This window comes from Streptomyces rimosus subsp. rimosus (genome assembly GCF_000720725.1).
Taxonomy (GTDB): Bacteria; Actinomycetota; Actinomycetes; order Streptomycetales; family Streptomycetaceae; genus Streptomyces; species Streptomyces rimosus_A.
This window is the reverse complement of record NZ_JOCQ01000038.1, coordinates 15975-38943: the sequence shown is the minus strand read 5'-3', so window position 1 is coordinate 38943 and position 22969 is coordinate 15975. Positions and strand designations below refer to the sequence as shown.

The following is a 22969-nucleotide window of genomic DNA, read 5'->3' as shown; positions in this document are numbered from 1 at the left end:
AGTCGCCATTGTTGATCAGCGCGGAGTTTCAGTACGGCTTCGGCGCCGTTGATATCGAGTCAGTCAACAGTCAGGCGCCGGCAGGCGCCTTCGATGACGCCGGTCGCGAGCGCATGGTCGTAGCGGAGGAAGGGTTCTTTGCTGGTGAGGTAGCGGATGCAGGCATCCACCCTCGGCGAGCGGGGCTCGTCGCTCGTGATGCTCATGGCGAAGTCGCGGCACAAGAAGCCGGAAAACGTCTGCCGCTACTTCAAGCCGTCCCCGGAGGCGATCTCCGAGCTCACGAGCCTGCTCGCTCCCGGCGATAGCAGCCGATGAGCCTCATTCCTTGATCGTTTTCAGCGCTGCCTGTGCCGACCCCATTCCCCTCGCGGGGCTGGTCCCTTGACACCGCTGCGCCTTTTTGGCCTTTTCGCCCCTCGGTCATAGTCGGCGCCATGGACTATGACGACTATGACGTAGTGGTGGCCGGAGGCGGCCCGGTCGGCCTGATGCTGGCCTGCGAACTGCGGCTCGAAGGCGCGCGGGTGGCCGTCCTGGAGCGCCGCACCGAAATGGACTCGACGATCAAGGGCGGGGCGATCACCACACCCAGCGCCGAGGCGCTCTACCGCCGTGGCATGCTGCCCGCGCTGGCCGAGGTACAGCGGCAGGCGATGAACCGCTTCCAGGCGTTCATACGCGAACGGAACAGCAGGGACGCAGGCGGGGCCGCGGGCCAAGGGCTCGGGATCGTCGGGCACTTCTCCGGAATCATGCTGCGCGCCGACCTGGTCGACCGTACGGAGCCGGGCCTCGGCGACGCCGGACCCGCCGCCGAGATCGCTTTCGTCGCGCAGCAGGACATCGAGCGGCTGCTCGGCGGGCGGGCGGACGAGCTCGGCGTCGACGTGCGCCGGGGAGTGGAGCTGACCGGCTTCGACGCGGACGACGAGGCCGTCATCGTGCGGACCAGCCACGGGGCCATACGCGCCGGCTGGCTCGTGGGCTGCGACGGCGGCCGCAGCACGGTCCGCAAGCTCGCGGGGTTCGACTTTCCCGGGACGGAACCGGAGGTCACCTGTCACCAGGCGGTCGTGGAGCTGACCGGCGCCGAGGACCTGAAGATCGGCTGGACCGCCACGGACACCGGGGTGTACGCCTACGGGCCGATGCCGGGCCGCGTCGTCACCGTGGAGTTCGACGGCCCGCCGACCGACCGGGACGCGCCGGTCACCGCCGAGGACCTCCAGGCGCGGCTGCGCCGCCTCTCCGGCGTGGACGTCACGATCACCGGTGTGCGGACAGCGACCCGCTTCACCGACCACGCCCGCCAGGCCACCGACTACCGCAAAGGCCGGGTGCTGCTGGCGGGCGACGCGGCACACGTGCACTCCGCGTTCGGCAGCCAGGGGCTGAGCCTGGGCATCGGGGACGCGATGAACCTCGGCTGGAAGCTCGCCGCGGTGATCGGCGGCCGGGCACCGGAAAGGCTGCTGGGCACCTACACCTCCGAGCGGCACCCGGTCGGTGCGTGGGTCCTGGACTGGACCCGGTCCCAGGTCGCAGCCATGCGCCCGGATGCACAGTCCCGGGCCCTGCGCGAGATCGTCAGCGACCTGGCGGGAACGGTCGCGGGCACCACGTACCTCACCGCGCGACTCAACGGCGGCGGGGTGCGCTACGAGCTGCCGGGCGAGCACCCGCTGACCGGCCGCAGCACCCCGGACCTCGAACTCACCGACGGCAGCCGCCTCGCGGACCACCTCCACAGCGGCCGGGCACTCCTGCTCGACCTCACCGACGACCCAGAGCTCCGGGCCCTGGCTGCGGGATATGCCGGCCGCGTCGACACCCTGACGGCCGGCTGCCCGTCCCGCCCGGAACTGGCGGCGGTCCTCGTCCGTCCGGACGGTTTCACGGCCTGGGCAGCCGATGCGAGGGCGAAGGCGCCGACGTCGACGGCCGGGCTGGCGGAAGCGCTGGAGGAGTGGTTCGGAGTGCCTGAGGGTGCAGTGACGCCGGGCTGATCCGCCGCTCTGCTGACTGACTCGAACCACGAGCCGATGCCACCCACGGCCGCCGCACCCACCCGGTGTGGCGGCCGCCCGCACCCCTGCCCGGTCCCGCAGCAGCCCGGAACCCTCGCCGGCCGCCTACCGCCCTCGCCGCTACGCATAGCCGCCACGCCCTCCACCGGCGTTACTGCTCCCGGCACCCTACGAGCCGGTGACCAGTGCAAACGCCACCGCCGGGACAGCCCTGGCAGTGGCGGTCACCCGCACCGGGGTGACACCTCTTCGGCCGAGCCCGGGTCGCGCAGCGGTCGCAGGCCGCCCGTCAGTTCGGGGAGCTGGAACGAGTACCGGCCGAGCATGTTGACGTGGTGCCGTACGAACGGGGAGAGGCGGGCCACCTCATTGTTCCTCCCGGTGAACCTACCCGACCACAGCAGATGTGCTGTCTCATATCGGTTGGTGCCGCCTCAGCGGCGAGCGACAGCCCGTCGGCAGACGGGAATGTCGTCGTCCAGCAGGCACGCGGCGAGCTCGGGCAGCCGGTACTCCCACAGCGCGGCCGCGGCCGTCTCGGCCCAGACTGCGGCCTGCTCGGTCTTGTACACCCGCTGCGCCTTCCGCCTTGGCTTCCTCGGTCCGGCCCTGGCGCGCGAGAGCGCTGCTGCGGTACCCCGGCAGGACCTGCTGCACGACATGGAGGGCGCTGAAGGCGAGCGCGAATGCCGCCGCTGCCGGGGCCGCCTCCAGCTCGCCCGGCTCCTCCAACTCCAGGAGCTGCTGGCGAGCGGCCTCAATGCTGGTGCTCAGCGACACGCGGCCCTGATCAGTGACGGCAACGACATTGCCCGGGTCGGTCAGGCCGGCGGATCAGGTGGCCGCAACCAGCTCGGCTTCGGTGATCACGACGTCGGACCGGCGCCGGTAGCCGCACGCCTCGCACAGCCCGCCCGCCCGCCACCGTCGATGTGGTCCCCGCGCGTGCGGGTTGTTCAAGCGCGGTCGCGACCTCTACCCGGCATTTGCGTCAGGCCCCGCTCACGAACCCCTCCTCCAGTCGGTGGTGACTGGTGCAGCTTCGTCCCGCCACGATGGACCTGCACACAGACGCCGCTCCACGGTCGCACGGGCGCGTACCGTACGACCACAGTCCTCAGCTCACACAGCGGGTCGCCGGCCTCGTCACCACGACCGCATTCGCACCCCACCCGCCCATGCCGGCCAGGGCAGCCAGCCACGCCGCCCGGCTGACTGGTGCGGGATCTGACGGACGAAGAACGGAGACCGCCATGCCCCACCGCTTCCCCTACCAGGCGCTGATCCTGGACTTCGGCGGCGTGCTGACCGACGGCATCCGCGAAGCCCACGATGCCTGGTGCCTGGCCGAGGGGCTTTCCGCCCGCGCCTGGGAACACACCCTCGAACAGCACCCCGAGGGACGTCGCCTGTACCGCGCCCTGGAGATCGGCGAGATAGCCCAGCACGAGTGGAACCGGCGCACCGCGCGCCTCCTCGGCCTGGCCGAGGACCACGACCTGATGGGCCGGGCCTGGGGAGCCGTCCGCCCGGCCACCGCCCTGCTCAGTCTCGCCCACTCCGCCCGCGCGGCCGGGCTGAAGCTGGCACTGCTGTCCAACAGCTTCGGCCTCGACCCGTTCGATCCCTACCGGCACTACGGCGTATGGGACCTGTTCGACGTGCACGTCATCAGCGAACAAGAAGGCCTGGCCAAGCCCGACCCCAGGATCTACCAGCGCACCCTGGACCGCCTTGACCTGCCAGCCCAGCACTGCCTGTTCGTCGACGACAACCCGGTCAACCTCCCTCCGGCCAGAGAACTGGGCATCACCGCTCTACAGGCCACCACCCAGAACGAAACCGTCACCCGCCTCATCGCCGCCCTCGCACTCCCCCTATCTCCACAACCGCCCAACGCCGCCACCTGATGGGTGGTCCCCGCGCGCGGGGACCACCTTCGGACGAGCTCCGACACCTCCCGGCCGTACGCAACAAGGCGGCGCGGCGCGCACGCGGGGCAGGCCGGAATACGGGGCGGCCGACGACGCTGACGACACAGACTCTCAAGGGGTTATCGTCCAGGCTGTGCGCTGCTGTCGTGTGTCCTGCTGTCCAGGTAGTCGAGCAACGCGGTCTCGCTTCGCTGCAGGTGCTCGCATCGGTCACGGGGCAGCGAGGCGAGGGCGTCCTCGAGGACCGTCTCGCGGGAGACGTGCACCATCGATCCGCAGTAGACCCGGCAGCCCGCACACCAGGCCAGCCCGATGCACCGCTCGAACAGCGAGGATTCGGGTGGGTGGAAACGGTACTGGTAGGAATGCACGCGTGTGCCACAGATCGTGCAGAGACGCTGCCCGCCTTCGGTGATCGTGCCGAAAGTCCCCACCTTGCGCCACTGCTCCGCCGCCCGTGCTTCCCGCATCCCCATGCCGAGCATTCTTCCCAACCCGAGCATCTGCCGTCGACTGGCACCGCCCTGAGCGGAAGAGCACCGGCTCCGTCCAAACCGCTTGCCACCCGCCTAGGGCGTTTCTGACGGCTCTTGCCGTCAGAAACGCTCTAGTGGCCATGGTTCTTCGTAGCGCCCAGCCTGCCGCAAGACGGGACGACGCGGCGTGCCAGACCGAAGGTTGCTCCACCCGGGCCAGCCGCGCCCGCCAGCGTGAGCGGCCTGATCCTGGGGCCCGGCGTCCATGGCCAAGGGAAGGTGGGCGAGGCGCGGCGGGCCCGGCCAACGGCGTCCAGATGCCGGTGCCGACACCAGCACGGCACGCCTACCTCGGACCGTCGTACTCGTCCTCATCGAACTCCGGCATCGGCAAGGGCTCGGCATCTCCCATCCGCTCCGCCGTCCAGAACCGCTCCACCGCGGCGGGATCGTGCACCACCGGAGAGGCCACCGTGGACTCAGCTGCCCCAGCTTCCTCCGCCTGCTCAGCAGGGACTCGGGAGCCGTGCGGCCAACTGCCGGCGAAGCGCCGCAGGGCGCGCCGCCGTTCGGCTTCCCGCGCGATCTGGCGGGCCAGGGCTGTGCGGTCGATGTGGGGTGCGGCGGCGGCGAGGACCAGGCGCTTGAGTTCCTGTGGGTCCAGGGCTTCGACCTCCCACTGCACCGGGCGGGCGGGGTCGAGGCCGTGGCGGCGGGCGAAGGCCGGCCAGCGCGGATCGCCGCGTTTGCCCTCCGCCGGAGGCAGGTCGTAGGCGAGGACCTGCCCGTAGGTGAGGGCGACGCGTTCGACCGTGGACCAGCAGCCGGTGCGGGCGACGAAGTCGCGCTCGATGTCCTCCCCCGACGCATGGCAGTCGCCGACGAACAGCAGCCGGTGTTCCCGCACGTCGCCGGCTGCGCGGGCCCGGACGACGTCGACGGAGGACTGGGAGCCGAAGCCGCGCACCACCAGCACCGAAATGCCCAGCTCCCCGACCCAGCCGGTCATCAGCGAGCGCAGCGTGTCCTTCTCGGCCGCGAGGTAGAGCGCGCACGGCTGGCCTTGCGTACGGTCCAGGCCGAACCGGTCTGCCACCTCGCGCAGGAAAGTCCCGGCGTCCGGCCAGGCGGACGGGACGTGGACCTCGCGCAGGGTGTCGACCAGGTCCGGGAAGTCGCCCCGGCGCCGGGCCTCGGCGCACCGCGCCGACAGCCGGCGGTACATCGGCGGCGAATGCGCGATCACGCCCTCGGCGACCAGACGGTAGTGCAGCTGGCGCAGCGTGCAGTTGCCCTCCCCGTAGCCGACCGCGATCTGCCGTGCTCGCGCCACCACCGCGGCCCACCGAACCCGCCGTAAGCCCATGCCGGTACATGTACCGCGCCGCACCGCTCGACACCATGGCGCCTCGGGCAGGCCCGCCGCAGCTGATGCGTACGTGCCGGACAGCAGCCCGGTGTTCAGGGGATGTCGCCGCCCCAGTCCCACCGGCCCGCGTCTGCCGGCCGGGGATCGTACAGCGCCCGGCCGCCGGCGCCGAACTGCCCGAGCTCCGTCATCAGCGCGGCGCCTGTAGCAAGCTCGTCCGGCGTCCAGCCGGTGACGTCGAGCAGCAGACTGTCCAGCGGCCCACCGGCCAGTTCGGCATACGTACGGCCCGGCCGCTGGCCCGGGCGCGGATCGTCGGGCCCGGCCCGAAGAACCGGCGCCCTGCCACCCGCCCCGACGTGGACACAACCGTCAGACGACCCGAAGCCCTCCCCGAACGCAACGGGACACCTCAAGAACAAACTCAGGGCCGGGTGCCCGGCTGGCCGAATGGAATGACGGTTCGGTACTTGCCGCCGGCCGTCTTCCGGGGTGGTTCCTCGGCACGCTGGACCGAGACGTGCTCGAGTGCGTTGTCGGCGAGGAGGCGGGTCAGCTCCAGGTGGGCGCTCTGCCACACGCGGTCCGGGTCGGCGTCGGCGGCCGGCAGCAGACGTACCCGCAGGGCCGACGGGGCGGTCTGCTCGACCTGGAACAGCTCGATGCCGGGAGTGCGGTCGAAGAGGGTGCCGAAGGCCAGGGGGGCGAGCTGTACGGGGGCGCCGCAGCGGGTGGGGAAGGTGAGGATGTCGCCTGCGCGCCCTCGCACGCGGATCGCGGGCAGCGGGTTGCCGCACGGGCACGGGTCGGGCCGCAGCAGAACGCTGTCACCGAGGTCGTAGCGCAGGAACGGCTGTACGCGGTTGGCGAGGTTGCTGATCAGCACGGTGTGCGAGAACTGACCGGGCGGGGTGGGCCGGTGATCGGCATCGACCGGTTCGAGCACGGCCCAGTCGCTGTTGACGTGATACCAGCCGTGAGCGCAGCTGTGACTGAGGTAGGTGCATTCGGTGGCGCTGTACATCGCACGGACCGTGGTGCGGAAGGCACGGGCGATCCTGTCGGTGTCGTCCGTGGTCATCGTCTCGCCGGCCGGCTGGATGAGCACCGGGTCGATACGCAGGCGGCCGGCTTCCTGCTCGGCGGTGAGCAGCTTGATCGTGCTGGCGTAGCCGATGACGAAGGCGGGGCGGTAGTCGTTGAGTGCGGCCACCAGCTGCGCCATCGGCGTGTGCACCGGGAAGGCCCTGATCAGCTTGCTGCGCCACCCGCCCGCTTGGAGCGTGCGGGAATACGCGGCGAAGCCGACGTAGTGCCCGCCGGTGGCCACGAGTTGGGCGAAGCGACCGCTGCGCGCGGCTGCCCGGAGGAGGCCGGCGGGCCCCAGCCACGTGGCGAGCGCGCGGGAGGTCAGTGCGGCTCCCACGTCCATGTACCGGTCGTCGAGGACGAAGAGGCCGCGTCGGCCGCTGGTGCCCGAGGTGGTGGCCACCATGTACTTCCCGTGGAAGCGCTGTCCGATCCGGTCGGGGTCGTCGCTGAAGGCGCGCACCTTGTCGTACGTGATGGCGCGGTCGGCCACCCAGTCGTCGAAGTGACCCATCAGTTGCTTCTTGTCGGTGACCGGCAGCAGCGTCGGGTCCTCCACCCGCTCGGGCAGCCCGCGGTAGAGGTCGCGGTAGTACGGGGAGGCGGCCCGGGCATGGGCGACCATGTCGGCCAACCGGTCGCGCTGCCGCCGTATGACGGCGGGCATGCCTGCCTTGCGAGCCCTGCGGGCGTCGCGTCCCAGCCACGTTAAGGTCTCGGTCATCGTGCGGTACTCCCTTGGTGTATGGGGGTCGACAGCCCGACCTGTCCCAGGACGGCGAGGAAGTACGCTTTGACCTCTTGCGCGCCGGTGGTGTCGGGGTGCGCGGCGAGGTGCTGCAAAGCCGCGCCGCTGAGCAGTTGCTGAAGGATTTCCGGGTCACTGTCCGGGGGAAGCTGCCCGGCCGCGCGGGCCCGCTCCAGGGTGGTGCGTACCGCAAGGCTGCGGTGACTGCCGTAGGCCTTGTGGTAGGCGCGCAGCAGTTCGGGCAGGTCGTCGACCGTGCCGTAGAGGCGGCGCATCAGCCTTCGGGCGCGGGGCGTGCCGAGGTGCTCGGCCCAGGCCGTCACCATGCTGTCGATGTCCGGCCAGTCCATCGAGCCGGAGTTCACGTCCCGGTACTCCCATTCGACCGCGCGCACCAGCAGCTCGGTCAGGGTCGCAAAGCGCCGGTAGACGGTGGCACGGGTGACTTCGGCGCGGCGCGCCACCTGCTCGATGCTGGCCAAGCCGGCGCCCCGCTCGATGAGCAGATCGAGCGCTGCCGCGAGGATTGCCTCGTCCGCCTCCCGGCTGCGTGGCCGGCCGGGGGCCTTCGGAGCCGGGGGCGAGACGGCCGGGACGCGTCCTTCGGGACCGTTGTCAGGGTTCACAACAATAGAATACAGCACAGCTCTGTATTCTATTGAGAGGATCACGCCGCGTCAGCACTGCTGCCAGCGCACCTCCTGCACCCGCCCCGGGGCGCACCGGCGTCCGGCAAGGCTTGCAGGACGGGGACGCCCAGGAGGGGCTGGCCGAGGTGGAGGTTGGCGCGCAGGACCGTGGGCCGGCGGGTGAACTCCTGCGGCACGCGCCCGACCCGGGACCCCCACTGTGCGGGTCCGCCGTCGCCAGGTCGGTGCCGTTTCAGATGACCGTGCCTGTGCCCGCGAGACGCAGCCCGGTGAACAGAGCGGCGAGGATGGTCTTGCCCGAGCCGTGCTCCCACCGACCAGGGTGACCAGTTCGCCGCGCCGCAGGGTGCGGCCAGCGCCGTCGACCGCCCGGGGGGCGGCGCTGGGGTAGGTACAGATGACGTTGTCCGCGCGGATCTCGGCAGGGGCATCGGCCGGACCTGCGTGGTGCCGCGTACGGCGCGCAGGTCCTTCGCGCGGCGCACGAACGCCTGCCAGCCGTCCAGGTACAGCGACGGGCGGGACAGTTGCGCGGCCATGACCAGGAAGGTCAGGGCGCCGGTGGAGGTGCGCACGGCAATGACGGCGGTGGCGGCGACAGGCAGGTGTCCACCCGCCCACGTTGTGGACCGCTCGACGACTACGGACACCGCCTCACGGCAAGACCCGGACCTTTCGATCCGGGCCTTTCCATCAACTTCGACATCCCCTGCTGTCCCGCCTCCGCCGACGGCTGCTCAGGCAGTGGAAGAAGGCGCGGACCGAGGCCGTGACACAGACCTCAGCTCAGTGCCCGCTCGCATCATGAAAGGCGTGAGCGCGCAGATCGACGCACCCGAGCAGGTCCGCCGTGGCGGCCCGAGGACGGACCCGCGCCGCGGGTGTGGTGCTGACCGCCCGGCGACCGGCCGGCCCTGTATGCCTACGACGGCGGCACCTGGAAGTACGCGCCCGTCATGGCGCCACGCCTGGACCGCACCGACGGCCGCACCGAATACCAGGTCACCCTCCAGACCAATGGCCACGACAGTCCAGCCAGATCGCCTGCGGCGCGTAGGGTTGGTGGCCGAGGCCAGGCTGTTCAGCGCCGGTACTACCGCCAGATCCACCCACAGCGGCAGCACCGCCAGCCGTTCCACCGTGCTCCCGCGTCGCCGCAGCATCCCGGGAGGGCAGTCGCGCAGCAGACCGTGTCGTAGTCGTTCAGTAATGAGGCAGGGGCTGGTTCGCCCATCGGCAGCTTCAGCAGCGCATTCAACGCCCACAGCTCGTCCACCGAGCCCGCCTGCGACCGGATGCGGCGTTCGTGCTCGGCCTCATCAAGACGATAGGACAGCACCACCCGGACACCCCACAAGTCCACCTCCGCGAGCTGCGTCCCGGAGCGCAGCCCACCACCGGCCGCAGCGCACACCACCTGCTGCGTCCGGTCATCCACTTTCGTCAAGATTTCTGGCATCACACACCTCTTCACGCGTTGGCAGCACCTCAGCACGGCCCACGCCGCGCGGAGGCCGATTCCACCGTTCCTGCGCCGTCCGGACTGCCCATGCTCTACGGGCCACACGACGGCGCCGGGTGTACCACCGCAGATGAGAGCCCCCGGCGCTGCCCTCACCGTCGGACGCGCCCCGTCTTCGTGACACCCGGCGTCCACACCGCCAAGGCGACCGGGGAACGTTCCCCGCGCCGGTTGACTGCCGTACCGCGGTGGTGTGAGCGGCCAGGGCAAGCCGGTAGCCGGCCGAGGCGGTCTCCCGGGTCCGCACGGGAGCGTCAGCAGCCGGTGCGGGCCGGGGCGCCTGCTGTGCGACGCGTACCCGTGCCGCGGCCGCCGCGTACGCGTCCGGTGCCGGCCGCTGGCCCGGGAGCCGCCCGGACCGCGCCTGCCTACTGGCGCAGGACCTGGGTACGGGTCTTGAACAGGCGGCGCGCGGTGGCGTGCCGGGCCTGCTGGGCAGCCTGAACCGCGTCAGCTTTCGTGGCCTCGCGGGTCGGGTAGCGGTGCCGGGCACGCAGCGTCGCCTCGTAAGCCATGCGAACCTCGGCGTCGGCCTCGGGGATGCGGGCGAGCAGGACGGGGCCGAGGCGTGGTGGATCTCCTTCCGGACTTCGGCACCCATCTGGGCGCGTAGGGCATCGACGTCGGCCGGATCGTCAAGGTCGGCGGTGGCGGCGGCCGCGCAGAGCATCGCATCATCCAGGTGGTCGTGTCTCTCCGCGCGAGCGGAGGTGAGCCGTGTGGCTTCGTTCACGTGAAGTAGCAGCCTTTGATCGGTGGTCCGGGCAGCAGTTGGCTGCCTTGATTGCTGTGGATGCTCATGAGAAATGACGTCGCCGTGGTGTGGTGCCACCGGAGTGCGACAGCGGCGGACCGCGCTCTTGATCACTGGTCGTTAGACTCCCGGGGTTCGGGTGGTGTCGGTGAACCGGAAGGCCAAACCATGGATGATGAGCGCTGGGCCAGATGGCCCGAGCCGTGGGCAGGCACGGATGCCGACATGCGGACGGTCATGGGCGCGATCCCGCGGGAGGCCAAGGACGGGTTCAAATACGACGAGATTCCCTGGCAGCGGTTCCCGCACTTCCACGGACCGGGCGAGGAAGTCCCCGGTCGCCTCGGGATGCTCGCCTCAGGAGACGCCGAAGCCGCCGGCCGCGCCTTGGGGGAACTGTGGGAAAATCTCCATCATCAGGGCAGCACGATCGCGGTGGGAGCGCTGGCAGTACCGTTCCTGCTCCGGATCGCGGCCACCGGGCTTCCCGGGCTCCGGGCGAGCACCCTTCGCTTGGTCGCTGAGATCGGGCGATGCCAGCACTTCGGGGACGGAACACGCGAAGGTCTTCTCCAAGTCACCGAGGATCCGTTGGAGGCGGAGGGCACCACGATGTGTCCGACGAACTGGACGATTCAGGCTGCTCGCGATGCCATTACGGATGACCTGCACCTTCTGTTCCCTCTTCTGCCCGATGCCGATCCCGATGTTCGCTCCGCGACCGCCTTCGTCCTGGCGGCGGTGACCAGCGAGATTCAGCGCGTCTCCTCAGCCCTGCACCGCAGGCTGGCGGTGGAAGACGATCCGGTGGTCCGTGTGAGCTTGATCCTGGCGATCGCCCAGCTCGCCCGCGAACACCAGGATGAAAATGCTCCGGCGTGGACCCGGGAGCTGTGGTCGGATCCCGACCGATCGTCCGAGATCCGCATCGGCGCCGGCCTCGCCTGGCTGTGCCTGGTCGGCGACCCCGTCCCCGATGAGCTCCGAGCCCTCCTGGCCGACCCGAGTACCGACCGATGCACCGATCTGTTCCAGCGGGTGCCGTGGCTAGAGCCGGTCGACTACTACGGCAGCGGGCTGCGTCGCTGCATCCACGAGATGCTCACGCCGGATGTCCCCTACCGACCTGAACTGGCCGAGCGAGGTGTCACCGCCCATGTCCTCGCTCTGGATGCCTCGCTGAAAGCCGATGCTCCCTCGGATCAGAACCTGGGATGAGCGGGCCACGTTCACATGATCACCGAGCCTTAGCTGGCGGCCGGATGCGCCAGCGAGCAGCCACATCACCTCGCCGGCGCATGCGCTCATGCCAAGGCCCTGGCCGAGGAGAACCTTTCACCGTGTCCTGCAGCGCGTAGCGGTAGCCGAAGCGTTGTGGGAGGTGTCCCGCACTCCGAGTCGGTGCTGGGACTGCTGGACACGCAGGAGCGGGAAGGCAGACGAGTTCGATGGCCAAGGAGCAGTTCACTGCTACGCGCTACGGCTGATGCCGTCGTCCCCACGTCTGATGAGCGTGTGCGGGCTGGAGAACGTTTGAGATGCAGGGCTGCCCGTGGGGTCGTGGGTGCGCCGAAGACTGATCCGGTCTCGGCTGCGGGCAGCGTGACTCGCCAGCGAGGCGGTCAGGCCTGTCTGCACTCCCGCGCTCGTCGCACGTGTATGCCGGCTCGTGCGTTTCGGCTCCAGATCACGCCCGACAGCGATGCGACGTCATTCTGAGATCTCGACGCGCGGCCGGGTGTGGCCACACTCGCACTCCTTCACCTCCGCTGGAACCACTGTCCCGCAGTTCAGACAGGTCCACTGCTGAGCTGGCACGGTCAGAGCCTCCTTGAGCACGGGCAGCTCGGGCGTGGGGATGTCGGTGAGGCCGCGGACGGTCTGCTCACGGACGAGGAGATCGGGGTCGGAGAGCAGCAGGTGAGCGTCACGGTGTCGCAGACTGTCGGCGAGGGCTGCGGCGCGAGCACGTGCTGCTCCGGCCCGGACGAGGACGTCGTCGGGGAGGGAAAGATCGGGCCAGCGGCAGGCGAGGAACTGGGCCGTGCGCAGCCGGGTGCGCGGGCCGAGGGTGGGCAGTTCCGTCACCAGACGTGTGCCGAGGTGGCTGGGCACTTGGGCGGTCGCAGCCAGCGCCAAGGCGAGAGTGACGAGCCAGGTGTTGCCCTGCCGCAGAGCTCGGAGGAGCAAGTCGTCGTCGATGAGGACGGCGGCGTGTCCGGGTGCGGGGGCGCGGGTGCTGGGATGGTACAGGAGGCTCCAGTTGGTTCTTTCGGGGTTCTCCTGGCTGAGGCTGCGCAGTTGGGCGCTGATGAGGGTGCTGTCGTAGCCGCAGGCTTTGATGGTGAGGCGGAGAAGGCTTCGGGTCAGGTCCGGCTGCTGTCGTACCGCTGCCGCCGAGATTCTCAATGCCCCGACGGTTCTCAATCCGAGGACGCCGATGAACGCGGCTGCCTCATCGAGGTGCCAGGCCTGCGCCGGCGCGAGCATGACGGGTTCCTCGTCGAGGGTGGTCAGGAGATGGAAGGTCACTGTCATGTCCAGAGCCGACTCAGCCAGCCATGTCAGTGCATTCGAGCTGCCGAGCTGTCGGATGGCCTTGAGGGTGACCGTGTGGCCCAGTCTTGGGAGCTCCGCCTCCAGCCACTCCAGTGTGTCCAGGGTGATGCTGGTGGCGATGTCTGCGACGGATGAGGCGGTCTCCGGCCGTCGAGGCACCAGGTGGGTGACAGCGGCGCGTATGAGCTCGTCGGAGCCGTGGACGCGTCCCAGGTCCTCCTCGGCGTCATCGTCGGCGAGGTCTTCCAGGGCTGCCTGAAGGACGTCGAGTTCACCGTCTGTGAGTTTTCTGCCGTTGCGGTGGGCCTGCTGCTGTAGGCACAGAGCTGTGACGACGGCTCTCAGCCGAGGGCTCATCGCGGCCGCGGCGGCGCATAGCTGTTCGCTCTGTGAGGTGTCGAGGTTCTCGCTGGCCAGACCGGAATCCGGCCGTTCGAGGGCGGCCTCGTCCATCCACTCGCTCAGGGCTGCTGCGTTCCGCACAGCCCAGCGTGCCTCCCCGATCTCGGCGAACAGGCGAGTGCGGGCGGTGAGGGTGCCCTGGGGGATGTCGGAGATGAACACCCCGGCGGTGGCATCCCAGTGCTCCAGGATGTGCCGTGCGGCGGCAGCGGCTGTACCGGCCGCTTTGCCCCAGTGCTGCTGGAGGCGGTCGCTGACCGCGCTATGGGCGTGACGCCATGGGGTGCGTGGGCGGCCACCAGCCGGGCGATGTCGTCAAAGCAGTCCAGGAGGACATCTGCAGTCAGTTCGGGGGCGGTATCCGGCACAGTCAGGGTGGTTCGGCGCATCTCCCATAGGCGGACGCTGCTGTCGATCACCTCCTGGAGCACGCTGCCGCGTCCCGAGGGGACAACTCGCGTCGGCTGCTGGGCGATGAGCAGCACCATCAGTGTGGCCAGCAGCGGAACACGCCACAGGTCGGGCTCGGCGTGCCGGGAGTGTGCGACAAGCGCTCTGCGCTCCGCCTTCCACCCGGCGTCCGCTGCTTCATCGCCCAGCTGCTCGGCCACGGCGACCAGGAGCCGGTCGAGGGTGTCGGCCAGATGGCAGGGGTCCTGCAACCGGTATACGGGCAGCCGTAGCAGCCCGGCAGAGTGGAGGCAGGAGTGCCGGGAGGTAACCAGGACGTCCAGGTCCGCGGGTAGGCGGTCGAGGAGGTCAGCGACGGCCTCCACGACAGGATCCCGGCGCCCTAGGGTCTCGTCGAGCGCATCCAGGACGAGGAGGGCTTGGCCATGTTCGACGCGGGCTAGCAGCGCTTCGGTCAGTAGAGGCTGGGCGTCGCCGAGCGCGGCACCGATGAGATCACGAACCTCCAGCCGGTAGGGGCCGGTGGCGGGCAGGCGTGGGATCAGGTCGCGGAGGCGCAGCCATACGGGGACAGGCGCGCGATCGTTCGCGGCCCAGCGCGCTGCGATGAGCCGGGAAGCCACGGTCTTTCCCGCTCCCGGCCGTCCCACCAGAAAGAGTCGTCCCTGGCGGCGTACCGCGTCGATCAGCCTGTCTTCGTTGTTCTCGCGACTGGGCGGTGTTGCGCGAAGGTTCTTGGTCATGCCCGGCACGATCATCGACGTGAGTCCCAGCCCGAGGTCAGCGAGAGGCAGGACATCCTGGGTCTGCGCCCATTCCGTGCGGTAGTGCTTGATGGCCTGCTCCCGGGCTTCCAGCCGGGCCGCGGCAGAACCGGAGGCGTCGGCGGTGAGCGGCAGGTGGGCGTCTGTGAGCCAGCTCCGCCAGATGCCCTGGTCAGAGGAGGCACGTTGCTCGGCCTGGGTGCGGGCTGCGGCGCGCAGGGCGCGGAAGGCAGCCTGTCCGTGTCCTGCCGGAACGATGGCCGCGTTCAGGCACGCGGTGCCCAGCGCCTCGTCGGGGCCGTCGTCCCGGGCATCCACGACGCGGATCGCCGCGGCGTCCAGCAGACGTTGTATGCCCGAGGCGTCGAGGCCGTGTCCGGCGGCCAGTTGCCGCAGCCGGTCAAGATGCCGAGCCGCAGGAGCGGTCGGGGAGGCGCCGCCGCGTCGGGCCACCAGAGCATCGCCCAGGCTCTGACAGGGCCCGGTGGTTCGGGCGACGACGAGGAGCAGTTCGTCACCCGGCTTGCACTCGCCGGAGGCGATCGCACGGCACCACTGGTCGACTGTGTCCTCGAACGCCTTGCGCCCGGCGCTGAGTTTCGCCTGCATGAAGGCCCGCGTGCCATCGCCGAGGTCGACAACGACGTCGTCGACGTGCAGGTCCGCCTCCATCCGCAGCAGGACCGGAGGCGCACCGGAACGCAGCCATGGGACCGGCTCCGCCAGCAGCCCGTAGACGGCGAGTAGAGCCGCCACGCCGGCCCGGTGGCTGGCACCCCCCTCGTTGCTCGCCCCGCCGAGCGCACCTCGCTTCGCTATCCGCATCAACCGCATTCCTCCCGGCACCGAGCCCTTCCCCGGCTGTGCCCAGGACCGACCCGTTCTTGGCGTTGATGCTATGCCGGACCGGTGCCTGTCGATGCCGGAGAGGCTCGGCGCCTCCATGACGGCTACCTGGTAGCAGATAAGACCGAGCATCGGCCGTAGAACCTCGGCGGCGAGTCGCTGCTCGTCGACGCGGACGGCATCCTGCGGCCGCAGATCGAACTGGTCTGGGTGGCCGATGCCTATCGGCAGCAGGGTGTGGGCGCCCGCTCGTCCAAGCGCTCGCCGACGGCCTCGGCTGCCCTGTCGCCGAGATGTCCTGGTTATCGCTCCGATCAGCCGGTCAGGGCGGCACCTCGCACCCTGGCTCTCGCCCAGTGGCACTGGGCGAGCGCAGCGCTCGGAGCGCCGCGGTGGCGCAGAGAAGGCACCGGCAGGGCCGTGTACGAAGCGCTTCACCGTCACTGACTCGCCGAGGAGCGCCGGGCCTGGGAGGTGGCGGGTGCGTCTTGCCCCCGCTGATGCCGCCTGGTTAGGCTGCCGACGGCCATGCGGATCCCGGGCTGAAGCGCCGGGTCTGACAGCTCCTCACCTCCGACCCATGCGGACGAGCCGGTAGCTCGTGCGACACGTCGGTTGCCGGGTCCCCCCGTTCTTCTGCGGTCCAGGCACATGTTCGTACCGGCGACCGCTCCTGCAGATGTGATGTGAGACAGGAAATGATTCATTCCTTCATCGTGCACACCAGCCCTGGCCGGAGCAGGGTGTTCGCCCTCGTGAAGAGTCCTGGGGACGAGCTGGAGGCGGTGGCCACACTGGGAGCCGGTGAGCTCCACTTGACCGGCGAACTAGTCAGTGCACTGAACTCCTTTCTGTACGACCGGGACGACCATGCCCTTGGAGAGGTGCTCGACCGTGTGCCCAAGGCCGTGCGCATGGCCGTGCAGCAGTACCTCAAGGACAAGTGCGCTCCGGTCATGGGGGCCTTCACCGAGCGCGGGCCGGTCGAGGTCGTTCGCAAGGCTGTGTTCTTCGGACAGATCGACGAGGAACTCGAGGAGTACCTTGAGGGGGCTTATATGATCGGGCTTGGTATCCGCATGTCGAATGAGCAGCGCGCCGGGGGCATCGGGTGGGTCATCCGCCTGCTCAACGACGAGGTTTCCGTACCGGCCAGTGCCGAGCCGCGCACCTGGGCCATCCCTGAGGGGGCGAAGCTCGCGCGGACCTGGACGAGCAAGGAGAAGGCAGGCAAGGCCGGTCCTGTTCGCGGCGCGCTCCAGGTGGCGGCGGATGCAACGGTCGAGGGACGGTGGGTGAGAATCCATACGCTGCTGCACAGCCACTACGACGTCGACTTCGAAGGCAGCGGAACTTCGGAGTTCGTCGTCGACGTCTTCGACGCCCCCATACCGCTGAGCAAGCGGGGCGAGTAGGCCCGGGGGGCTTCAGCCCGGCTTGATCACCGGACCGCCCAGAACGGCGCACGAGGGATTGCTTGCAGCCGTTGCCGCCACGGACGTGGACGAGGCGGCAACGGTCGGCCGGTCCTCCCGGCCTTGTCGGTTTCTCAGGGCCTCCGTCCTGCTGCTGCCCACCACCGATCAGGGCAGTGGCAAGCCTCCCGTACGCCTTCGGCCTGCCCGCCTGGTGCCTCCCACAAACGACCTCGCTGCCGATTCCCTACAGTGCGATCATTCGCAATTCCTCATGGGCAGCCGAGTCGTCGTGGGGTGCCGGGCGGCCAATCCGGAACAGCCACAAGCGGCAGAAGCGTGAGAGCCACACCCGACACCCCCGGGCGGGTCAACCATACGAAGGGCTCGCCACATCCCGCGTAACAACGCAGGGAAGCCTGACGCTTGCGCGCACGCTTTGCCGGGACCGGCGTCAGGCAGCAGACTCACCTTCACGGCCTTCGTCTCGATGGGTGCACCTCGGCCGGAGCACATGATCAGACGAAGGCCGTCTACCGTCTCCGCGTCCGGCGCATGCCAGGTGAGCGGTGTAAGGCGAGACCATTTCGGCCTCGCATCCTGAAGAACAAGCTGAGTGAGGCACACCCCACGGTGCAGCCGGCCAGGCCTACTCGCGCGCCGCCGTCCTCCGCCTGGCCCGCACCGTCGAAGCCCGCACGCCGGCGGCGGCCTCGACAGCGCGCACCAGACCATGGACCACCGCGCAGGCGTCACCTTTGCCCAGGGCACCGCCCCCCTTACCGGCCTGCGCACCCGGCCCGCCACCCCGGCCGGTGCCCGCCGCCCGCGACTTCCCGGCCCTCACCGGATGAGAACGGGCTCTCTGTACCGCGGCTCTCCTGCCCGGTACCACGTCAGATGGCGCGGGAGCGCAGGCCCCGCGCGGACGGGTGTGCAGTTCAGCCGCGGATGGGTATGCGGTTCAGCCCCGGTCCGCCTCCTCGTCGCCCTGTTCTCGTATCGCAACGCGCAGTGCCTACGGTTGAGCCGTGTGGCTGTGTCCGCGACCGGGACCGGGGGCCAGCCCCCGGCGCCCCCGGCCCCCGCCACCTCGACGGGTGTATCCAACCCCCTGGCCGATCGGGGGGCTCAGTGGATGGTCCGGGGCGCCCCGCGCGGCGAGAGTTGGGCCATGAACATGCACAAGGCCCTGCTCGCCGCCCTGCTCATCCCGCTCGGTGCCACCCTGGCCGTCGCCCCGGCCGCCTTTTCCGCCACCCCGCCCGCCCCCGCCGTCGCACCGGCCTCCGCCGACACCGCGGCGCCGACCGGCCCGCAGGACGCCGCCGCGGCCGCCGCGTTCGGCTTCCCCGAGGCGGCCCTCGGCCGGGTGGCCCACCCGCTGCGCACCACCGAACCCCGCGGCGGCCTGGCCGACCTCCGCCCCTTCGGCCGGATGGTCGGCGACGCCCGGGTGGTGGGCCTGGGCGAGGCCACCCACAGCTCGCACGAGTTCTTCACCGTCAAGCACCGCATCCTGCGGTACCTGGTCGAGGAGAAGGGCTTCCGGGCCTTCGCCCTCGAAGCCCCGTGGAGCACCGGACTGCGGCTCAACACCTACCTCCTCGGCGGCCAGGGCGACCTGAAGCAGATCATGGACGAGGAGTTCCAGGGCACCTACCGGTGGTGGAACAACGCCGAGTACCGCGATCTGCTCCAGTGGATGCGCGCGTACAACGTCAAGCACCCGAAGGACCCGGTCCGTTTCGTCGGCGACGACGGCGGCTTCGCCGGTGCCGAGCTGTACGACAGGGTGAGCGCCTACGCGGCCGCGGCCCGCCCCGAACTCGCCCCGCAGCTCACCGAGCTGTACCGGGGCCTGCGGCCCGCCACCGACGCCGAAACATACGTCAACGACTACCTGGCGAAGCCGATGGCCGAACGCAAGAAGCTCGCCGAGCGGACCGGCCGGGCGGTCGACCTGCTCAAACAGCGGCCCGGCACGGGCGCCGACGCCGACGCGCACGCCTGGGCCGTCCAGCACGCCACCGCGATCCACCAGATGACCACGCTGTACGCCTTCGACTGGGACGACCCCCGCAGCATCCCCGACGCCATGCTCCACCGCGACCGGATCATGGCGGAGAACGTCGCCTGGTGGCAGCAGCGGACCGGCGACAAGATCGTGCTCGCCGCCCACAACGGCCACATCGCCCTCAGAACCTACGTCCCCGGCAGCTATCCGAAGGTCCAGGGCGGCTTCCTCCGCGACAAGCTGGGCGGCGGCTACCTGAGTGTCGGCCTCACCTTCGACCGGGGCTCGTTCAATGCCTTCGGCCCGGACGGCGGCGTGCGCCGCTTCACCGCCGGCCCGGCCGCACCCGGCACCGCCGAGCACACCCTCGACCGGGTACGGCACCGCGACTTCATGGTGGACCTGCGCCACACCCCGGCGGCGGCCCGCGCCTGGCTCGCCGCGCCGCACACCGTCAAGAACATCGGCGCCACCTACCCCGGGATCGCGGACGCCCCGCAGATCCGCCTCGCGCAGTCGCACGACGTCGTCATCCACCTCCAGCAGGTGAAGGCGGCCCGCCTCCTCAAGTAGCTGGCACCGAGCCCGCACGACGCGACGGCAGCGCGGCAGGCCGGTCGGCCGGTCCGACATCCCGCGCCGCCGGGGCGCTCCCCGCCGCGTCGATGAACCGGCAGCGGACCCCGGGCACGCGGCCGGGACACCGAGCATGCAGCCCCGGCCACGCCGTAACCGAGCATGCCCGCTTGGCCAGCTCAAGATCGGCGGCGCGGAGAAAACCGGCGGCCCTGTGCGGCACATCACCGGTGACCGGCAGCTCCAGGGCCGAGGCGTTTCCGGCACCCGCGGCGGTGCGTTGGGGTATGAGGCGGTGCGGACGATGCCGGGGCTGACGTCCGTATCCGCGGGCGAGGGCGGCGATGGACCGGCCACCCGGACAGGCAGCGCGCACGGTGTTGTCTCTCAGGCCGCGACAGCGGAACACCAGCCCGTGGTGCTGGTGGTCTTGGCGGCCTCCCTTTGGCCTCGGCGGCCCGCAGCCCCTCGCAGGCGGGCTCCTGCAGCCCGTCCGTAGGCAGGTTCGTGCTGGGGGCCGCCGGCGGCCGGGCCGACGGAGGCGACCGGAGCGGCCCGCGCACCATGGCCATGGTGCGCGGGCCCAGAACAGACCGGAACTGTCAGAGCCAGACATCCGGCTCCCAGTAACTGGCGGGCCTGTTCCAGATGATGCGCCGGACAGCAGCGAGCATGTCATTCACCTCCCTTCGTCAACGCGGCCTGGGCGGGGGCCTTGAGAGTGCGGCACAGGGTGAAGGGGCGGGGCAGGACGGAGCCGGACACCAGAGGCCGGGCATCACCGCCACTCACAGCCAGGCGGGCATCCTGTGCCAGGGCAGTGACCGCCTCGCTGGTCAGGCTGTGGGCGACGGCCGCACCGGCGCAGGTGAACGGGCCGGCGCTGAAGGGGAGGTAGGGGCCCTGCCCACCTGGTTCGTTCCAGCGTTCGGGCCGGAACATCTCAGGACGGTCCCAGCGCTGCGGGTCGTGGTGCAGCAGGTACGGGCTGACCGACAAAACCGTGCCCGCTGCGAACGGCAGGCCACCGAATTCGAGGGGGTGGGGGACGGGGCGGCCGACCATCCAGACGAACGGACGGTGGCGCGCAGCCTCACGCACCAGCCAATCGGCGGGCCACGGCCACGACCGGCCGGGCCCGTGGTGAAGACAGGCCAGCAGCAGCGACCACGCCACCGCGTAGCCGATGTTGCCCACAATCGACTGGAACAGCAGAAGGTAAAGATCGGCCACTGTCCGGTCGGTGAATTCCTCAGGGCCGGCTCCGATCACGGCGTCCAGCACGTCTCGCGGCTCGTCTGCTGCGGGGCCCTGCGTCCGGCGGCTGCGGACATGTTCGGTGATCGCGGACAGCAGCCTGGGACGCAGCATCTCCGCTCGTGCCCGCTGCCGCATGGTCGGCTGACGGGCGGTCAGGCCGGCCGCCACAGCCTGCGCCATCTGCTGCCGTAGCGCCGACGGGGCGCCGGGATGCAGCAGTACGTCCGCCGTGCACCGGTACACCAGCAACGGCCCTGCTTGGGGCCATTGGCTGACCGGGCCCAGCCCGGCCGCCGCCCCGGCCACACACTGACGGTAAGCGGGCAAGTGCGCCCGCATCAGGTCCCGGACGGCGCGGCCGAGGGCGACCTGGGCGGTTCGCGAAGGCAGCATGCTTCCGAAAAACGTGGACATGCCGCTGTGGAAGACGGGGTCACGCAGCACCGTGAGCGCCAGTTCGGTGTCCCTCACACACCAGGCGCCCCAGGGAAGCCGGAACACCTCCGCACCACTTTGGAGCGCACAGTCTTCGATGTATCCCAGCGGATCACGCCTGAATCGGCGCATCTCTCTCACACTCACCGCACGCCCTTCCGAAGGGCCGGTCCGGGACACCTAATTCGTCACCCGTGCCGGGGACTTGCCCATCGACAACCCTCCCCAATGCCGCGAGGGCGGCACTTCACCCGGAAAGGTGAACACACCGGACACTCCGCGTTGTCAGCCGCTGATGCGTCCGCTCAAGCTGCCGCTTGCCTGCAGCACGAGCCCGCCGCCGCCATCATCGGGTGAGTCCTTGCCGAACGCCGACGGCCCGGAGGACCGTTGAGGCCCGGAGGCACCAGCGCCACAGATGCCGCCCGGGCGTCTCGGTCTTCCGGATCCGCCGGTCTTGCCAGGTCATCCGCGATGGTTCAGTGCGCGCGTCAGGTCCCGGTGCGCTGCCAGCGCCGCATCGAGGTTCGCGGCCCGCGCCGCATCGCGTTCGGCTTGCCGTTACTCCAGAAGGCGAGCCAGTTCGGTGCTGCACTGTCCGTGGCGGGTGATCATGGTCTGCAGTACGGCGACACCGCCGGGCGGGCCGAGCCCGGCCTCGCGCCAGGCCCGGGCACCGGCTTCACTGCACCGTCCAGAACCGCTCCGCCGCGGCAATGGCCTGCTGCACCGGGAGTCCGCGGCGGGCCCGCGACTCACCCCCGCCTGCTTTGCGTTGCGCTCGATGACCCCGGCACCTGCGGCGCGCCCGCCGTAACCACGCGTTGCTGTGCCCAGGCTGTCCGGTATTTCACCATGGCGAGAACCATGGTCAGGGTGAGGAGGAGCGCACCGCCGTCCGTCACCGCGCTCGGGACGATGCCCCAGGTGCCGTACAGGTCCGTGGCGGCGTCCCACATCGAAGGCGGGATGACCCAGAACCCCAGCCCCTGCGTGCAGTTCACGGCGAACACCAGCCACCACACGGCACACGACCGGCTGCGCAGTGCCAGGACGCCTGCCGCGTTGCCGAGAATGAAAAGACACCCGACGATCCGCAGCCCCAGGGTAAAGCCCGGCGCGGAAGCCGTCGGATCGGCGCTTCCGCTGGCCCGCATCATCATCTCCACCAGCTCGTTGTTGATGATGACGAAGTTGTGCACAGCGGTGCCGATGGTGAACACCAACGAGCACATGCCCACAGCGATCTGCAGCTTCCTTGTGACGGGTGTGACAACCAGGTACGTTGCAGTGTTCATGGCGCCCTTTCGGTAGACCGGCTTCGTACCCATCACCCCCAAGGACGCACCCCGGCGCTGACTACCTGCCAACCAGTACCCCGCCTGGAAGCTGGTGCCCGCCGGGCCCTGCCACCCGATCGCACCGCGCGCCACTCTCGCCACATGATTCGCACGGGAGCACCCTTCCGGGACGTGACCGACAACTTCCCCGACGACCTGATCACCGCCCAGCGCGACCTCCAGCAAACCACCGCCCACCGCCGACCTCCACGCCCTCTACCGGCGCCTGCCCCACTCCCCCGAACCCACCGAAAGTTTCACGACGTCCGGGAGACCGGGTACTGGCGGGAACAGCAGCACACTGTCTCCCCTGGCTGGACGGACGAGGATAGAGCCGAGGAAGCCAAGCTCCGGGAACGCCGGCTCGAGATG

The 22969-nt window shown here is 70.1% G+C and carries 19 protein-coding genes and 1 pseudogene; 6 read left to right on the top strand and 14 right to left on the bottom strand.

The features are described from left to right. Positions 1 to 59: 59 nt before the first annotated feature. On the bottom strand, positions 60 to 206 hold the full coding sequence (locus IH45_RS1000000151050) for a hypothetical protein (protein WP_199810693.1): 147 nt from the start codon (positions 204 to 206) through the stop codon (positions 60 to 62). Here IH45_RS1000000151050 and IH45_RS1000000150820 point away from each other — a divergent pair. Then, positions 172 to 318: pseudogene (locus IH45_RS1000000150820) on the top strand (site-specific integrase); the annotation flags it as partial. The gene IH45_RS1000000151050 and the pseudogene IH45_RS1000000150820 sit on opposite strands and share 35 nt — an antisense overlap. Before the next feature lie 119 nt (positions 319 to 437). Further along, entirely contained in the window at positions 438 to 2009 is a 1572-nt protein-coding gene (locus tag IH45_RS0120400; RefSeq protein ID WP_030670056.1) for an FAD-dependent oxidoreductase, read from the top strand. Between the two features lie 245 nt (positions 2010 to 2254). On the opposite strand, the gene IH45_RS1000000148800 is transcribed toward IH45_RS0120400, so the two are convergent. Beyond that, positions 2255 to 2395: a hypothetical protein gene (locus tag IH45_RS1000000148800; protein WP_158813170.1), complete on the bottom strand. Its 141-nt coding sequence runs from the start codon at positions 2393 to 2395 to the stop codon at positions 2255 to 2257. Between the two features lie 69 nt (positions 2396 to 2464). After that, positions 2465 to 2602, bottom strand: coding sequence for a hypothetical protein (locus tag IH45_RS1000000148795; protein ID WP_158813168.1), 138 nt, complete (start codon positions 2600 to 2602; stop codon positions 2465 to 2467). A 681-nt stretch (positions 2603 to 3283) separates the two neighbouring features. Between IH45_RS1000000148795 and IH45_RS0120385 the strand changes: the two genes are divergently transcribed. Beyond that, a complete protein-coding gene (locus IH45_RS0120385) occupies positions 3284 to 3940 on the top strand; it encodes an HAD family hydrolase (protein ID WP_030670050.1) in 657 nt (218 codons plus the stop codon). A gap of 143 nt (positions 3941 to 4083) precedes the next feature. Here the strand turns inward: IH45_RS0120385 and IH45_RS0120380 are convergent, their stop codons facing one another. The 7 genes from IH45_RS0120380 to IH45_RS1000000148790 all read right to left on the bottom strand — a co-directional run bounded on the left by IH45_RS0120380 (position 4084) and on the right by IH45_RS1000000148790 (position 10333). Then, positions 4084 to 4440, bottom strand: a complete 357-nt coding sequence (locus IH45_RS0120380) for a hypothetical protein (protein WP_158813166.1) — start codon at positions 4438 to 4440, stop codon at positions 4084 to 4086. A 346-nt stretch (positions 4441 to 4786) separates the two neighbouring features. Continuing rightward, positions 4787 to 5773, bottom strand: a complete 987-nt coding sequence (locus IH45_RS1000000149380) for a hypothetical protein (protein WP_199810696.1) — start codon at positions 5771 to 5773, stop codon at positions 4787 to 4789. Positions 5774 to 5901: 128 nt separating this feature from the next. After that, positions 5902 to 6225: a hypothetical protein gene (locus IH45_RS0120370; protein ID WP_234440607.1), complete on the bottom strand. Its 324-nt coding sequence runs from the start codon at positions 6223 to 6225 to the stop codon at positions 5902 to 5904. A gap of 8 nt (positions 6226 to 6233) precedes the next feature. Then, on the bottom strand, positions 6234 to 7622 hold the full coding sequence (locus tag IH45_RS1000000149375) for a coenzyme F390 synthetase (RefSeq protein ID WP_030670039.1): 1389 nt from the start codon (positions 7620 to 7622) through the stop codon (positions 6234 to 6236). Beyond that, complete coding sequence (locus IH45_RS1000000149370; protein WP_199810692.1) at positions 7619 to 8272, bottom strand: TetR/AcrR family transcriptional regulator; 654 nt, start codon at positions 8270 to 8272, stop codon at positions 7619 to 7621. The genes IH45_RS1000000149375 and IH45_RS1000000149370 overlap by 4 nt, the downstream gene beginning before the upstream one ends. A 1117-nt stretch (positions 8273 to 9389) precedes the next feature. Next, complete coding sequence (locus IH45_RS0120355; protein WP_158813164.1) at positions 9390 to 9743, bottom strand: hypothetical protein; 354 nt, start codon at positions 9741 to 9743, stop codon at positions 9390 to 9392. 443 nt (positions 9744 to 10186) lie between these two features. Beyond that, positions 10187 to 10333: a hypothetical protein gene (locus tag IH45_RS1000000148790; RefSeq protein WP_158813162.1), complete on the bottom strand. Its 147-nt coding sequence runs from the start codon at positions 10331 to 10333 to the stop codon at positions 10187 to 10189. 407 nt (positions 10334 to 10740) lie between these two features. Between IH45_RS1000000148790 and IH45_RS1000000149995 the strand changes: the two genes are divergently transcribed. Then, complete coding sequence (locus IH45_RS1000000149995; RefSeq protein ID WP_234440606.1) at positions 10741 to 11790, top strand: hypothetical protein; 1050 nt, start codon at positions 10741 to 10743, stop codon at positions 11788 to 11790. A gap of 492 nt (positions 11791 to 12282) precedes the next feature. Here the strand turns inward: IH45_RS1000000149995 and IH45_RS0120335 are convergent, their stop codons facing one another. Further along, positions 12283 to 13614 (bottom strand): hypothetical protein, encoded by a 1332-nt coding sequence (locus IH45_RS0120335; protein ID WP_158813160.1) that lies wholly within the window; start codon positions 13612 to 13614, stop codon positions 12283 to 12285. Next, a complete protein-coding gene (locus IH45_RS0120330; RefSeq protein WP_158813158.1) occupies positions 13593 to 15533 on the bottom strand; it encodes an NACHT domain-containing protein in 1941 nt (646 codons plus the stop codon). Before IH45_RS0120330 ends, IH45_RS0120335 begins: the two co-directional genes overlap by 22 nt. A 719-nt stretch (positions 15534 to 16252) precedes the next feature. Between IH45_RS0120330 and IH45_RS0120325 the strand changes: the two genes are divergently transcribed. Both IH45_RS0120325 and IH45_RS0120320 read left to right on the top strand, forming a co-directional pair. Next, positions 16253 to 16969, top strand: coding sequence for a hypothetical protein (locus IH45_RS0120325; protein WP_030670024.1), 717 nt, complete (start codon positions 16253 to 16255; stop codon positions 16967 to 16969). A 1174-nt stretch (positions 16970 to 18143) separates the two neighbouring features. Then, positions 18144 to 19559 carry an erythromycin esterase family protein gene (locus IH45_RS0120320; protein WP_030670021.1) on the top strand — a complete coding sequence of 472 codons (1416 nt, stop codon included), beginning with the start codon at positions 18144 to 18146 and terminating at the stop codon, positions 19557 to 19559. Positions 19560 to 20237: 678 nt separating this feature from the next. Here IH45_RS0120320 and IH45_RS0120315 read toward each other — a convergent pair. Then, on the bottom strand, positions 20238 to 21215 hold the full coding sequence (locus IH45_RS0120315; protein WP_234440605.1) for a cytochrome P450: 978 nt from the start codon (positions 21213 to 21215) through the stop codon (positions 20238 to 20240). Positions 21216 to 22012: 797 nt separating this feature from the next. Continuing rightward, positions 22013 to 22555 (bottom strand): hypothetical protein, encoded by a 543-nt coding sequence (locus IH45_RS0120310; protein ID WP_030670015.1) that lies wholly within the window; start codon positions 22553 to 22555, stop codon positions 22013 to 22015. Positions 22556 to 22969 lie beyond the last annotated feature (414 nt).